Below are 13,595 nucleotides of genomic sequence, written 5' to 3' on the forward strand. Positions count from 1 at the left end.
GACCGGCCGTCTCCAGGGGCCTCCCTGGCACACGACGCAATCGACAGGACCCCGCGAACCGGGGCCCCCGTGAACGGAAACCATGAACATCGCCTACTGGATCGTCGCGGGACTGCTCGCGCTCTTCTACTTCTACGCAGGCACGCTGAAGGTGATCCGCAGCCGCGATCAACTCCGACCGATGATGGCTTGGGTCGACCGTATTCCCCTGCCCGCCCTCAGGGCGCTGGGGGCGGTCGAAATACTCGGCGCGGCCGGTCTGGTCCTGCCACCGCTGACCGGTACCGCTCCTTGGCTGGCGTCGGCCGCAGCCATCGGCTTCGTACTTCTGCAGACCGGTGCGATCGCCGTTCACCTGACCGGGGAAGACCGCCGGATCACACTCAATGTCGCACTCACCGCCACCGCGGCCGTGACCGTCTGGTTGGCCACCAGGCCGTGACCGTGGCTCATTTCTCGACCGGCGGAGGCGACTGCTCGGCCAGCCGCCTCACGGCCGCTGTCACTTCTCATGGACATCGAACACGCCGCCGTCCACGCGCTGCGCGGTGAGGCGTACATCTGCTGTCGCAACTCGGTTCCGGCACAGATCTTGGGGAGCCGTGGCGGAGCGTTACCTCGATGTTCGATTGCAAGGAGTCCGGCCCGCGCGAGACGGCGTACGCCTTGCCGTCCGACAGCCGAAAGTGACGCTCCCTCAGGTGCCTTCGTCCGCTGCTGTGGCTGGCGGTGGACGGTGAGGGTGCTGGGCATGCAGACCGATGCTCTGTTCCGGGACTCGCTAATGTCCGCTGGGATCGACGAGGTGGACGTCCAGGCGGTTGCGGCCGCGTTCGACACGGTCGAGGTGGTGGCTGGAGGCCGCGCAGGCGGCGCTGCATCAACACCGACGACCTGCCCGGACCGGACTCCGCCGGCGAGGCCGGCAGCTGGGCGGCCGTCGTACCGCGCGGCACCGTGATCATCCACCGTCCGCGGGGATCCTTCATGCCAGCGGCGCCAACCGCTCGGCTCCGCCCCGGCCGGCGCTCGCCCTTCGGCTTCGCACCGAGCGTGCCGAGCCCGTTCCCGGGGTGGCGCACCCTGCTTGCTGCCCTGGGCGACGAGGACGCCGCCCCTGTGATCTACCGGAGCTGAGCCCGCCCCGACGAAGGAGCCCCCGTGCAGGAGCAAGCAGCCGCCCCGTCCCCGGCCGAGACTCGCCGTGCCCGTCCCCGGGCAGGGCGGGGTGCGGGACTGCGCCCTTTCCGTTTCGGCGTCAAAGGCGCCGCGGACCGCAAGGCTATTAGGGGCTGTGAACTCGCCGTCCGTGTCGTCCGAGTAGTCGTTCCAGATCTCGTTGTCCAGCCCCTGCACCCCGGTCTGGGACCGCCCGGCGGGCTTCCCCCTGAGTCGAGATGCCTGACGGTCAGGTCGTACGACTCGACTTCGCGCTGGACGCCGACACCGGTCCGTACGGTGATGCTGGCGCCGTCCGTCGCGGTGACCGAGCCGCCGAAGCCGCCGTCGGCCGTGCCCGCGGCGCTGTCAGCGGTGCCCTGGACGGTCGCGGTGCCGCCCGCCGGGACGCGTGAGCCGCTTCGGCGAGACCTCGAACATGCCCTCGGCGGCGGGCTTTCCGTCCTCGCCGCACACCTCGGTGGTGAGGTCGAGGATGAGGGGGCGGTCGCCGTCGTTACGGTGGGTGACGGTCTTGGTGACCGGCTTGTCGTCGGTGTGCGGCCACTGCTGGGTGGGGAAGCCGTGGGTGGCCGGGCTGGTGGTGAGTTGCTGTCCAAGGGCGCGGACGATGTCCGTACGGTCCGTGCCCTGTGTGAAAGCCGAGACGCCGAGGGCGGGCTTGGCGGACGCGGTGAGCGCGGCCTTGAGGCGCTCACCGGTCCTGACGCTGGGCTAGAAGAGGCGCCCCTTCGCAAAGGGGCGCGGGGCGTACGGACTCAGACGAGCCGCTTACGACCCCAGAAGAAGAGGAACGCCACGACACCGGCGGTCAGGGCGAACAGAATCGACGCCCCGAACCACTGCATGGCGTTCATCTGCGACATCGGGAGGTACTTCACCGACCAGCCCACGACATCGGCCTTGTCCAGGCACACCTGCCGTGCCGCGTCGGTCTGCGACTCCGAACAGATGCCCCAGCCCACCAGGTCCCCGCTGCCGGTGACATACGACTGGTCGATTTGGTAGGCGCCTTGAGGGAGCGAAGGGGACGCGTTCTCGCCCGTGACACCCTTGTTCGTCGTGACCGTGACGACGTTGCCGAGCGACAGCAGGAAGTAGCCCCACACGAGTTGGAGGACGACGGTGAAACCGAAGGTGACCACCATGGCCGTCAGCGTGCGCCGCAGCACCACACCGATCGCCACCCCGCCGAAGACGGAGAAGAGGGTGAGGGCGACAGGCACCGGGCCTGTCGTGTTGAACGCGGCGCCCGAGGTCCAGTCCATGACCGTGGCCTCGGACTTGACGGGGTTCCACCACCAGCCGAACACCGCCGACAACACGCCCGTGCTCACCACGATCACCAGTACGGCCAGCGCCAGCTTCGTGGCGAGCCAGCGGGTCCGGCTCATGGACTGGGCGGCGACCAGCTTGGCGGTGCCGTTCTCCAGGTCGCCCGCGATGAGCGGGGCGCCGAGGAAGACACCGAGCAGGATGGGTATCACCTGGAGACCCGTGGAGACGAAGGAGAACGCGTCGTTGTACTGCTGGAACTTGCCGCCCGCCTCGTCGAGGCTCTTGCCGGGATAGCCGTAACCGTCGAGGAAGTCGACCAACTGGCCGCGCTGGTAGACGATCCAGGCCACGGAGAGCACGGTGGCGGCGAGGATCGTCCAGAACGCGGCCCGGTGCTGGCGCCAGACCAGCCAGGTCATACCGCTGAGTCGGGGGCGCCGGTCGGCCGGCGTGGTGGTCGCGTTCATGGTCCCGTTCTTGCCGTCGCTCGTGGAGCCGGTCGAGGTGCTGGTCGAGCTGCGGGTGAAGGTGCTCATGCCGCCACCGCCCCGGTGCCGAACCCCTGGCCGTGGACCTGAGCGGTGGGGGTGATCAGCGGTGGTGCGTCGGGTGAGCGGAGATAGGCGAGCAGGAGTTCCTCCATGTTCGGGGCGTTAGTGTCCCAGGGGCCGGTGACCGGGCCCTCGGGGCGGATGAGCGCGGTGAACTGCCGTCCGCTGGTCCGGGACTCGACGAGGGTGTGGCACCCGAGGGCGGGAGGCATGCCGTCACCCTCCTTGGCGCCCGTGACCAGGGTGTGCACGGACATCAGCTCGTCCACGTCACCGGCGAGGCGCACTCCGCCGCCGGAGACGACGACGAGGTAGTCGCACACGTTCTCCAGTTCGGCGAGGACGTGGGTGGACATCAGCACGGTGGTGCCGCGCTCGGCTGCCTCGGCGAGGAGGGTGCCCATGATCTCGTGGCGCACGACCGGGTCGAGGTCCGACATCGGCTCGTCGAGCATCAGCAGGTCGGGGCGCTTTCCGAAGGCGAGAGCGATCGCGACGCGGGTGCGCTGGCCTCCGGAGAGGGTGCCGATCTTCGCGTCGAAGGGCACGTTGCCCGCGCGGATGATGCCCTCGGCGGCGCGCTGGTCCCAGCCGGGGTTCAGCTCCCGGCCCAGACGCAGGGTCTCCGCCACGGTGAAGCGGCGGAACAGGGGCTTCTCCTGGGCGAGGAACGCTGTGCGCCGACCGGACTCCACCGAGCCCGGAGCCCCACCGAACAGGCTGATCGAGCCGTGCGTCGGCTGCAGGACATGGGCCGCGATGCTCAGCAGCGTGGTCTTGCCCGCCCCGTTGGGTCCCACCAGGCCGCAGATCCGTCCCGCCGGGAGTCGGAAGGAGCAGTCCCGCAACGCCCAGCCCCGCCGGTAGCGCATCCCCAGCCCGTACGCCTCGATCGCCGGTTCCTCCGCGTACATACCTTCACTCACCTGTGCTCCTGGTTGTCGTGGCCCCCGTGGACCCCGTTGCCGCCACGTTCCCGGCGGCGTACTGCTTCTCCATCGCCGACGCGACCAGCGCGGCCACGTCCTCCCGCTCCAGACCGGCCCCGGCCGCCTTCGACATCCACGCCACCAGCTCCGCGTACAGCGGCGAGTCGGTGCCCGTCTCGGGGCGGCCCAGCGTGCGTCGTACGAAGGTGCCCTGGCCGGGTCGCGGTTCGACCAGGCCCTCGCGCTCCAGCTCGCGGTACGCCTTGAGGGTGGTGTTCGGGTTGACCGTGCTGGTCTCGGCGACCTCCTTGGCGGTGGGCAGCCGGTCACCCGGCACGAGTACGCCCAGCCGGAGGGCCTGCTTGGTCTGCTGCACGATCTGCTGGAAGGCGGGGACGCCGCTCCGCCTGTCGATGCGGTACTCCACGGTCACCATCATCATTCCACTACTTGATTAGTGGAATGATGATGGAGGGATGCGAGGACGGTTGTCAATGCCGACCGGGGACGAGGAGAAGCGGGCGGGAGGTGCGCCGGCCGTCTTTTTTGGGACATCAGCGGACAGGGAACAAGGCATGTCCAGCAAGAGAGCCTGATGGAGGCCAGTCCGACGATGACCCTTGCGCAGCGTCTCCAGCTGGACCCGGGCGACCAGGTCCGCGATCGGCTTGTCGATGTCGAGGGGTCGGGGCGTGAAAGGCTTCCGCAGCACCGGCGCAGCGCAGAGATTCCTCGCCGCGTTCAGCGGGATCTCACGCCGCTTCCGGCCCCACCGCCACAGCCTGTCCGCCACCCACTACCGAGCCGAGATGAGCATCCGCCTCGCCATCTGGGACCACATCACCGGCACCGCCGGCCTGCCCGCAACAGCCTGACCCAGGCCGATACCCGGGCGGCCGCACTCCACCACGCTGTCAGGCACTCACGCACCCAACAACGTGACAGCGCCGATCCGCCTCCTGGCGCAGTGAAGTGTGCTGGTGAGCGCGGTCTCGGGGTCGGGGCGGATGAGGACCGGGGCGACGGGGTCGGCACCGGCCGACTGTCCGTCGACGGCGATCCGTAGGGCGATGTCGCCGGTGCCGGTCCAGGGGGCTGGTCTCTTCCGGGTGGTGAGCATCGCGGTGAACTCCGCGACGGCCTTCTGGTCGCCGGGGTGGAGCGGGCCGGTGCCGTGGCCGCAGCGTCGGTGCCGGGCGGTCACGCGGCGTTGGAGGCCGGGACGGCCCTGTGGCTGTCGCGGTGCGCGGACTGGGCGGGCTCAGCAAGGACGCGCAGGCCGTGCGGTTCGCCGACCTTGCCGTGCTCGCTGCACATCACCTGGTAGTTCGCACGTCCGGTGCAGCCGGATTCCGGGTCGCGGGGCTTTCCGGAGGGCTTGATCTCGTGCTCGCAGACGATGCCGTCCGACTTCGTCGTGGCGAACTCCTTGTCCTGCATCTCGCGTGTCGCTTCAGCGATGGGGTGGACGGCTCGGTGTGCGCGCAGTCGACCAAGGGTCCGGTGTCGGATTCCACATCACGTGATTTGCGATGGAGATCACAGAATGAGAGGTCATCCGCGCCATCCACGAGAGTGGACGTGGCATGCAGGCGGCAACGAACGCTGTACGGTGCGCGCGGTCGGGGTCAGGCCCGCAGGTAAGTGAGCACGGCCAGGACCCTGCGGTGGGTCTTGTCCGTCGGAGGTAGGTCCAGCTTGGTGAGGATGTTGCCGATGTGCTTGCCGATCGCCGCTTCGGAAACCACCAGCTCCTTGGCGATCGCGCCGTTGGACTTGCCTTCGGCGATGAGCGCAAGCACCTCTCGTTCGCGCGGGGTGAGCTGCTCCAGCGGATCGCGGCGGCGGCGCAGCAATTGGCGCACGACCTCGGGGTCGACCACCGTCCCGCCGTCCGCCACCTTGTGCAGCGCTTCCACGAATTCCTCAACCTGGCCAACCCGGTCCTTGAGCAGATAGCCGACACCCGATCCGTCGCCGGAGTCCAGGAGTTCTGCTGCGTATGTCCGTTGCACGTACTGGCTGAGGACCAGGACCGGCAGTGTGGGGCGCTTGGCGCGCAGCCGCACTGCCGCGTGCAGGCCCTCGTCCTGGAAACCGGGCGGCATGCGTACGTCCGTCACCACAATGTCGGGGGCATGCTCCTCGACCGCGGCGACGAGTGCCTGCGCGTCCCCGACGGCCGACACCACCTCGTTGCCGCAGCGGCTGAGCAGGCCGATGAGCCCTTCCCTCAGCAGCACGCTGTCTTCGGCCAGCACTACGCGGAGTGATCGGCCGCCTTGGTCAACTCGCAAGGAAACTCCACACGCAAGAGAGTCGGCCCACCCGGCGGACTCGTCAGGGCAAGTCTGCCATCCAGGACCGATACCCGGTCCGCGAGACCGGTGAGGCCGCTGCCTGCCGAGGCGTCCGCGCCGCCGCAGCCGTCGTCGCGCACCTCGAGGAAGAGGCGTCTGTCGCGATGACCGCCGCACACCTGCGCGCGGTCGGCGCCGCTGTGTTTGGCGACGTTGGTCAGCGCCTCGCAGACCACGAAATACGCAGCGGATTCGACCGCCTGGGGTGGTCGGCCCGGCAGTTCGAAGTCGACGTCGACGGGGACCACACAGCGGTCCGCGGCGTCGGCGACCGCGGCTTGAAGGCCGTAGTCCGTGAGGACCTTGGGGTGGATGCCGTGGATGAGCTCGCGCAGTTCCGCGAGCGCCTTGCCCGCCTCCTCGTGGGCCTTGGTGAGCTGGTCGGCGAGCGGGCCGGGAGGGGCGTCCAGGCGGGCCAGCCCGAGGGCCATCGTCAGGGCCACGAGGCGCTGTTGGGCGCCGTCGTGCAGATCGCGCTCGATACGGCGCCGCTCGGCCTCGAAGGCCTCGACCAACCGGACGCGGGAGCGGGCCAGTTCGACCACCTTGGCGCCGAGCTCGCCCTCGCGGGAGGCGATCAGCAGCCGGGCCAGTTCGGAGCGGGCGCCCGCTGTGACGCCGAGCACGTAAGCGCCCAGGCCCATCAGGAGCAGGCCCAGCACGGCGACGCCGAAGGCGGTCGGCCAGGTGGTGACCGTCCACTGCTTAAGCACCTTCGCTTCTCGGCCGTCGCCGACCGTGGCCATCAGCAGCGGGGTGGTGACCATGGACAGCGGGAAGAGCAGGGCGACCGTGATCGCCAGGGCATCGACGGGCCACAGCAGCCCGGCGAACAGCAACGCGTACCCGAGCTCCCGCCAGGTCGCCTGTTCGCGCAGCCGGGTGTTCAGCCAGGCCCACAGTCCCGGCGCGGCCGGCACCTGGTGCCGACTGGACACCGGGTTGCGGTCGATCAGGCGCAGCCTGCGCCGCTCCACCCCGGCCACTGGGATCCCGCTGAGGGCGACCACGATGAGCAGCGGCAGCCCCACCAGGACGATAGCGAGTGCACCGCAGACCGCTGCCACCGTCACGATCCCCACCAGGGCGGCGGCGCCGGTGACCGCGCCGGTGAGCAGATACGCGGTGACGCGCCAGGGCCAGGCCGACAGCAGGAAGCCCGGCCGGGACATGGCCTGCCACACGTTCCGAGAGTGCATGTGCATGACCGTAAGTGGCCCCACCAGTCCGGCGCCATCGGTCCAGGGTGCGTATCAGGGGTAGGCCTGGCACTACCCCAAGTCTCGTTCGTGCCGTACTGCGTCAGGCGAGGCTTTCGCGGTTTCGTGGAGGAACCAACGAGCCAAGGAGCGGGTACTGGTGGGAGAACATATGAGCAACGACGCGATCCGGTTGCGCTCCGTGACCCGGCGGTACAGCTCGGGCGGCACGTCCGTCACCGCCCTGGACGAGGTATCGCTCGCCTTCCCGAGGGGGACCTTCACCGCCGTGATGGGCCCGTCCGGGTCCGGCAAATCGACCCTGCTGTAGTGCGCCGCGGGCCTGGACCGACCCACGTCGGGCTCGGTCACCGTGGGCGACACCGAGCTGACCGGGCTGAACGAGACCAAGCTGACCCTGCTGCGCCGCGAGCGCATCGGCTTTGTGTTCCAGGCGTTCAACCTGCTGCCCTCGCTGACCGCCGAGCAGAACGTGGCCCTGCCGCTGCGGCTGGCCGGCCGGCGCCCGAAGAAGACCCAGGTGCGCGAGGTGCTCGAACTGGTCGGACTCGGCGACCGGGCGCGGCACCGGCCGACTGAGATGTCCGGCGGCCGGCAGCAGCGCGTTGCCCTGGCCCGCGCCCTGATCACCCGCCCCGAAGTGCTGTTCGGCGACGAGCCGACCGGCGCGCTCGACTCGCAGACCAGCCGCGAGGTGCTGACCCTGCTGCGCGCCATGGTCGACCGGGACGGTCAGGCGATCATCATGGTCACCCACGACCCCGTCGCCGCTTCCTATGCCGACCGCGTCGTCTTCCTCGTCGACGGCCGGGTCAACGGTGAGCTGATCGGCGCCTTGGCCGAGGACATCGCGGCGCGCATGACCAAGCTCGAGGCGGCGCCGTGCTGAGCATCACGCTGCGCACCCTGCATACCCGCTGGGTCACCTTCGTGGGCAGTTTCGTCGCCCTCTCCCTGGGCGTGGCGTTGATCGCCGTGATGGGGCTGGCCCTGGCGTCCTCGCTGGACGCTCCCGACCGGGGGCCGGAGCGGTTCGCCGCCGCGCCGGTCGTCGTCAAGGGCCAGGACACCCTTGAGGTGCTCACCTCAATCGGCGACCGCACCCAGAAGCTCGCTCAGCCGCGTGCCGTGCCCGACGACGCGGCCGCGAAGCTGCGGGATCTCGGGACCGTCGTCGAGGACCGGTCGTTCGCCGTGCGGGCGGAGGGCGGGCCCTCCGATCTGGTGGGACACCCCTGGTCCACGGCGGCCTTCGCGCCGTACGAGCTCGACGCGGGACGCGCGCCCGAGGCCGCTGACGAGATCGTCGTCAGCGGTGACTGGGCCCGTCCGGGCGCCCGGGTGCGGACCGACGGCGGCACGGTGCGCGTCGTCGGCGCCGTGGGCGGGCTCGGCTTCGAGAACGCCGTGTTCTACACCGACGCCCACGCTGCCGAACTGGCGCCGCGCAGTTTCCAGCTCGTGGTCGACGCGGATGCGGCGGCCGTGCGCGAGGCGGTGCGCGGCAGCGAGGGCGTTCAGGTCCTCACCGGGGACGCGCGCCGGTACGCCGACGCCGACCCCGACCGGGACAGCGAGGCCCTTACCGCGATGAACGCCATGTTCGGCACGGCCGGCGGCGTCACCGGGTTCGTGTCGGTGTTCGTGGTGGCCTCGGCCTTCGCGTTCGCGGTGGCCCAGCGGCGCCGCGAGTTCGGGCTGCTGCGCACCGCCGGGGCGACCCCGGGGCAGATCCGCCGCATGGTCGTCTCCGAGGCGCTCGTGGTCGGTGTACTGGCCTCGGCCGCCGGCTGTGTGCTCGGTTCCTACGGGGCTCCGAAGCTCGCCGAGTGGGCGGTCGACGAGAGCCTTGCGCCCCGCTGGTTCACCATCGGGGACCACACCTGGCCCTATCACATGGCGTTCTGCACGGGCCTGTTCGTGGCCCTGTGCGGGGTGCTGGCCGCGTCCTGGCGGGCCGGGCGCACCGGTCCCACCGAGGCACTGCGTGAGGCGTCCGTTGACACTCGACCGATGACCTGGGGCCGCTGGCTGTTCGGTGCGGCCCTGCTGATCACCGCCGCGGTGACGCTGGCCCTGGCCCTGGTGACGGACCAGGGCGACCTGCTGCAGCGCAAGACCTATGTGAGCCGACCGATGCTGCTGATCACCGCGGTCGCGCTGCTCGCGCCGGTGCTGGTGCGGCCACTGGCCCGGCTGATCGCCTGGCTGCCGGCCCAACTGCCGGGCGCCGGCGGGATGCTGGTGCGGGAGAACGCCGCCGCCGGGGTGCGCCGCACCGCCGCCGTCGCGGCGCCCGTGCTGGTCACGGTGGCGCTGGCGGGCTCGCTGCTCGGTGCCACCGCCACCCTCAACGAGGCGAAGGCCACCGAGGTGCGCGAGCAGACGACCGCCGACTTCGTGGTCACCGAGGCGGGCGGCACCGGCTTCGACGAGGCGACGCTGCAGCGGCTTCGGGCCGTGTCCCGTGCCGAGGTCTCGGCGAGCTCGTCGAGCGCCGTGTACGTGCTGGAGGACGGTGTGGCGCTCATCAGGTCCGATGCCAGGGCCGTCGAGCCGGAAGGGCTCGCGGCAACGGCCCGTCTCCCGCTCGCCGCGGGGAAGGCGAGCGACCTGGACGACGACTCGATCATCGTCAACGGGGAGTGGAGGAAGCACACCGTGGGCGAGCGGGTGGAAGTGTGGCTCGGTGACGGCACGCGGAAGTCCCTGAAGGTCGCCGCGGTCATGACCATCGGCACCGGCAACAACGGCGTCTACGTCACCCCGCGCAACGCCCCCGCGGCACCCGTCGACCGGGTCGACGTACGCCTCACGGACGGTGCCGACGCGGGCACCGTGGCCGCCGGTCTGCGCCAGGCGGTGCGGGCGTCGGGCGGGCAGGTCCTGACCAGGGACGCCTGGGTGCGGGCGACGTACCCCGAGACCAACAGGACGACCCGGATGGGGTTCCTCCTGGTCCTCGGGATCGCTCTCCTCTACACCGGCATCTCGCTGGTCAACACGATGGTCATGGCGACTTCCGACCGGGTCCGCGAGCTGGCTGTGCTGCGGCTGGTCGGCGCCACCAGGTGGCAGGTGCTGCGGCTGGTGGGAGCCGAGGCGCTGATGGTGGTCATGGTCGGCGGACTGCTGGGAGCACTGGTCGCCGGCCTCAACCTGTTGGGTATGTGGAGCGCGCTGGGCCTGCTCTCGGTGTGGACGCCCATCGAGGTCCCGTGGGCGACGCTCGCGGCGGCCCTGAGCGCCTGCGCGGTGCTCGCCGTGATCTCGGCGGTCGCTCCGGCCGGCCTCTCTCTGCGCCGCAGGGCGGTGGAGCTGGCGGGCGTACGCGAGTGACCTCTGACCGGCGCTGGCCTGCGGATGCCGCGGTGCCCCAACAACCGGGCTCCGCCCCCACCAGCAAGCGTCGCTGCTGAGGCGTGTGGGGAACGGCGAACGTGATCGGCCCTGCTTCGGAGTGGCGGGTTTCCGTTCAACGAGCGACGTCAATGCTGGGCTGGCAGGGAGCAGACAGTGGCCGTGGGACTATCGGAGGTGGACCGCAGATGCTCCATCTCGGCGTACTGCGCTGCAAGTCGGCTGATCGCTCGCTGTTCGAACTCGGTGAGTTGGTTGATCACGGACTCCTGACGGGTGAGACGCGCCCTCAGTTCCTCGACCTCGTGCGGTCATGTCCAGCGTGCGATCACCGAGTTCGCCGTGCTGATCGACAACTACGGGAAATACCTTCACCCCGACCATCCCAAGGCCCTGGCCGCACGCCGCGACCTCGTCGACTGGCTCATCAGGGCCCGCGAGCTGCCCGTCGCCCATCAGGTACTGCGCAGCCTGCTCGCCGACCAGGTCCGGGCCCTCGGCCCCGACCACCCGGCCACCGCCCACACCAGGCAGATCGTAGAACTGTTCGAGAAGAGGCCGTGAACTGTCCGGTCCTCACGAGGCGGTATGACGGCTGCGCGCGGCTGACGCTCCAGCCCGGAGGCCCCATGGGCGCCGGCCTGCAGGCCGGCCGGCGCTGCCCCCACGGGCGCGGGGAGCAGTTGCTGCTTCTCGGGGGCGGTCTCGGTGTGGCGGGGCCATCCCCTGGGCGCGGGGATGACCCCAGGGCCATCCAGCTGACCCGCACCGCCGCTACCTGCTCCCCGTCCACGCGGGGATGCTCCCCCGGGCCCGCCGTCACTGACGGACGAGCTCGTCCACTCCCGTCCGCGCGGGACGGTCCCATGAGCGTCGATGTGCGCACGAACCTTTAGGCCTGCTCCCCGCACGAGCGAGGGATGGCCCCTTCGCCGCACAGCGCATCACCTACAATCCTCGGCGGGCTTGGTGTTCCTTGATCGACTCAGCACGTTCGACCGTCTTGCCGACGTCGTGCCGTGTGGCCCGCTGCCTGTTCTTCGACCGGGAGGCCGTCCCTGACCCGGCTTGGACGGTTTCGGTGTGGCCGACGGACGGGCCGGAGGCTGTCGCACGGCTCCTGCCCGGTGAAGGTCAAGGGTGCTTCTTGGGCGTGTGATTGATGAGCTTGTTGAGGTTGTGCACTGTGCCGAGGAGCTTGATCTCGGCGTCCACCGCTTGGCGGCCGCGGTAGTTGAGGTGTCGTCCGAAGCGTTGGAAGATCTGGGCGAATCCCGGCTCGACCAGGGCACTGGGTTGACGGTACTGGGCCCGTCCTGTTGGGGTGGCGAGGCGGGCCGCCATGTCCTGCTGGCCGGCAGGGGCCTGCTGACGTTTCGCGGGAAAGCCTGCCTGGTCGGCATCGCTGGTGACCGAGACCAGTAGCGGAAGTTCGGCGAGGGCCTCGAATGAGGCGGCGGAAGCGTAGCCGCTGTCGGCGAGCCAGAGTTGGATGTCGTCGGGGAGCTGTGCGGCTTGGTGATTGTGCTGGGTCTTCTTCACCATCGCAACGAGGGCCGTTCTGTCCGAGGGATTGTCGTGCGCTTCGATGGCCAGCAGGAATTGACGGCGGGCGCATACGATCTGGATGTTGTATCCCTGCAGGTAGCCGCCGCGTTTGCCGGGAATCAGCCGGGAGTGGGGATCGCTCAGGCAGGCACGGGACTCCGGGGAGGGGGACGGCCGGGGTGTGCGGGCCCGCTCCAGCCAGGCCCGCATCTTCACCAGTCGCGTTCGCTGGCGAACGAGGACGGTCTTGTGCTCCGTCGAGACCGGCGGCCGTCCGTTTGCTCCACGATGTCCTGCCGCCCGGTCCTCTCGGACGCGGAGCTCGTACTTCTTCAGCATCTCCTGGTGAGCCTTGGTCTCGGCGGCCAGGCGCTTCTCCGCGCGGGCCACCATCCGCTCGGCGGCTTCGACCTTGATCCGGATCTCGGTAGGTGAAGGCATAGCCCGCTCATACAGTCTGTCCCTGGCCAGGTGGGCCCGGGTGAGCCGGCCGCACAGCCGGGACAGGCGAGGCCAGTTGTCGCACGCGTCCTCGCCATCGCCCTGTGCTGTCGAGCCATTGGCCTCGACGCTCAGCGCGTGGTCGACTACATCCTCCATCAGCGCGTGGATCTCTTTCTCGCACTGAGAGATGGTCTCCTCTAGGCGCTGGAGCCGTTGGTTGGCGTCGCGTGAGGCGTTCGCCTCCATCGGCGAGCCGTCTACGGCCACCGCTGAAAGATCGACCAGGCCGCGTCGGCCGCACAGAGACAACACCTGCACGAACAGTGAGTTCAAGGCGGCACGGTGGCGTCGTACGAACCGTGCGACGGTGGAGTGGTCCACTCGGCGGTTCGCGGTGATGATGCGGCAGCCCACGTCGTCCCAGCAAGCCGGCTCGATGCGACGGGAGGAACGTACTCCCTTGCTGTAGCAGTACAGGAGCAACGCAATCAGGCTCGTGGGAGGGTAGGCCACACCACCCTGCCCGTCGTCACGGTAGCTGTTCTCGAACCCCGATAGGTCAAGTAGCTCGACGACTTCGAGCACCTTCCAGCACAGGTGCTCGGGCGGCAGCCACTCCCGCACATCCAGCGGCATTTCAAGATCACATTCACGGTCGCACGACAAGAAGTTCCGCCCCACCAACCAAGATTTCGACGCCTCCCTGATCCTCGGAACCGAACAACG

General features: G+C 69.7%; 11 protein-coding genes and 2 pseudogenes. 5 read left to right on the plus strand and 8 right to left on the minus strand.

The genetic code is table 11. The features are described 5' to 3' along the window. The first annotated feature begins 82 nt into the window (after positions 1 to 82). Entirely contained in the window at positions 83 to 442 is a 360-nt protein-coding gene (locus Sri02f_RS00870; RefSeq protein WP_108999129.1) for a DoxX family protein, read from the plus strand. Between the two features lie 1,495 nt (positions 443 to 1,937). On the opposite strand, the gene Sri02f_RS00880 is transcribed toward Sri02f_RS00870, so the two are convergent. The 3 genes from Sri02f_RS00880 to Sri02f_RS00890 are packed head-to-tail and all read right to left on the minus strand — an operon-like array spanning position 1,938 to position 4,373. Next, positions 1,938 to 2,993: an ABC transporter permease gene (locus tag Sri02f_RS00880; RefSeq protein ID WP_108999130.1), complete on the minus strand. Its 1,056-nt coding sequence runs from the start codon at positions 2,991 to 2,993 to the stop codon at positions 1,938 to 1,940. Then, positions 2,990 to 3,922, minus strand: coding sequence for an ABC transporter ATP-binding protein (locus tag Sri02f_RS00885; protein ID WP_108999131.1), 933 nt, complete (start codon positions 3,920 to 3,922; stop codon positions 2,990 to 2,992). The genes Sri02f_RS00880 and Sri02f_RS00885 overlap by 4 nt, the downstream gene beginning before the upstream one ends. A gap of 4 nt (positions 3,923 to 3,926) precedes the next feature. Beyond that, positions 3,927 to 4,373 carry a GntR family transcriptional regulator gene (locus Sri02f_RS00890; protein WP_245970334.1) on the minus strand — a complete coding sequence of 149 codons (447 nt, stop codon included), beginning with the start codon at positions 4,371 to 4,373 and terminating at the stop codon, positions 3,927 to 3,929. Positions 4,374 to 4,617: 244 nt separating this feature from the next. On the opposite strand from Sri02f_RS00890, the pseudogene Sri02f_RS00895 reads away from it, so the two are divergent. Beyond that, a pseudogene (locus Sri02f_RS00895) lies at positions 4,618 to 4,812 on the plus strand (IS6 family transposase); the annotation flags it as partial. Between the two features lie 47 nt (positions 4,813 to 4,859). On the opposite strand, the gene Sri02f_RS00900 reads toward Sri02f_RS00895, so the two are convergent. From Sri02f_RS00900 to Sri02f_RS00915, 4 genes are all read right to left on the minus strand, one after another. Beyond that, complete coding sequence (locus Sri02f_RS00900; protein ID WP_108999133.1) at positions 4,860 to 5,141, minus strand: hypothetical protein; 282 nt, start codon at positions 5,139 to 5,141, stop codon at positions 4,860 to 4,862. Beyond that, positions 5,138 to 5,377: a hypothetical protein gene (locus Sri02f_RS00905; RefSeq protein WP_108999134.1), complete on the minus strand. Its 240-nt coding sequence runs from the start codon at positions 5,375 to 5,377 to the stop codon at positions 5,138 to 5,140. Before Sri02f_RS00905 ends, Sri02f_RS00900 begins: the two co-directional genes overlap by 4 nt. Positions 5,378 to 5,565: 188 nt before the next feature. Continuing rightward, positions 5,566 to 6,198: a response regulator transcription factor gene (locus tag Sri02f_RS00910; RefSeq protein WP_108999135.1), complete on the minus strand. Its 633-nt coding sequence runs from the start codon at positions 6,196 to 6,198 to the stop codon at positions 5,566 to 5,568. Next, entirely contained in the window at positions 6,198 to 7,469 is a 1,272-nt protein-coding gene (locus tag Sri02f_RS00915) for a sensor histidine kinase (protein WP_108999265.1), read from the minus strand. The genes Sri02f_RS00910 and Sri02f_RS00915 overlap by 1 nt, the downstream gene beginning before the upstream one ends. A gap of 199 nt (positions 7,470 to 7,668) precedes the next feature. Between Sri02f_RS00915 and Sri02f_RS00920 the strand changes: the two are divergent. The 3 genes and pseudogenes from Sri02f_RS00920 to Sri02f_RS00930 all read left to right on the plus strand — a co-directional run bounded on the left by Sri02f_RS00920 (position 7,669) and on the right by Sri02f_RS00930 (position 11,441). After that, positions 7,669 to 8,406, plus strand: a pseudogene (locus Sri02f_RS00920) (ABC transporter ATP-binding protein). Continuing rightward, the gene (locus tag Sri02f_RS00925; protein ID WP_108999136.1) at positions 8,400 to 10,856 is read left to right on the plus strand and encodes an FtsX-like permease family protein; all 2,457 of its coding nucleotides are present in this window, start codon (positions 8,400 to 8,402) and stop codon (positions 10,854 to 10,856) included. The pseudogene Sri02f_RS00920 and the gene Sri02f_RS00925 overlap by 7 nt, the downstream one beginning before the upstream one ends. A gap of 297 nt (positions 10,857 to 11,153) precedes the next feature. Beyond that, on the plus strand, positions 11,154 to 11,441 hold the full coding sequence (locus tag Sri02f_RS00930; RefSeq protein WP_108999137.1) for a hypothetical protein: 288 nt from the start codon (positions 11,154 to 11,156) through the stop codon (positions 11,439 to 11,441). Positions 11,442 to 12,011: 570 nt separating this feature from the next. Here Sri02f_RS00930 and Sri02f_RS00935 read toward each other — a convergent pair. Then, positions 12,012 to 13,550, minus strand: a complete 1,539-nt coding sequence (locus tag Sri02f_RS00935) for a transposase (RefSeq protein ID WP_159106629.1) — start codon at positions 13,548 to 13,550, stop codon at positions 12,012 to 12,014. Between the last annotated feature and the right edge of the window lie 45 nt (positions 13,551 to 13,595).

The sequence above is a fragment of the Streptomyces rishiriensis genome (genome assembly GCF_003112535.1).
GTDB lineage: Bacteria > Actinomycetota > Actinomycetes > Streptomycetales > Streptomycetaceae > Streptomyces > Streptomyces rishiriensis.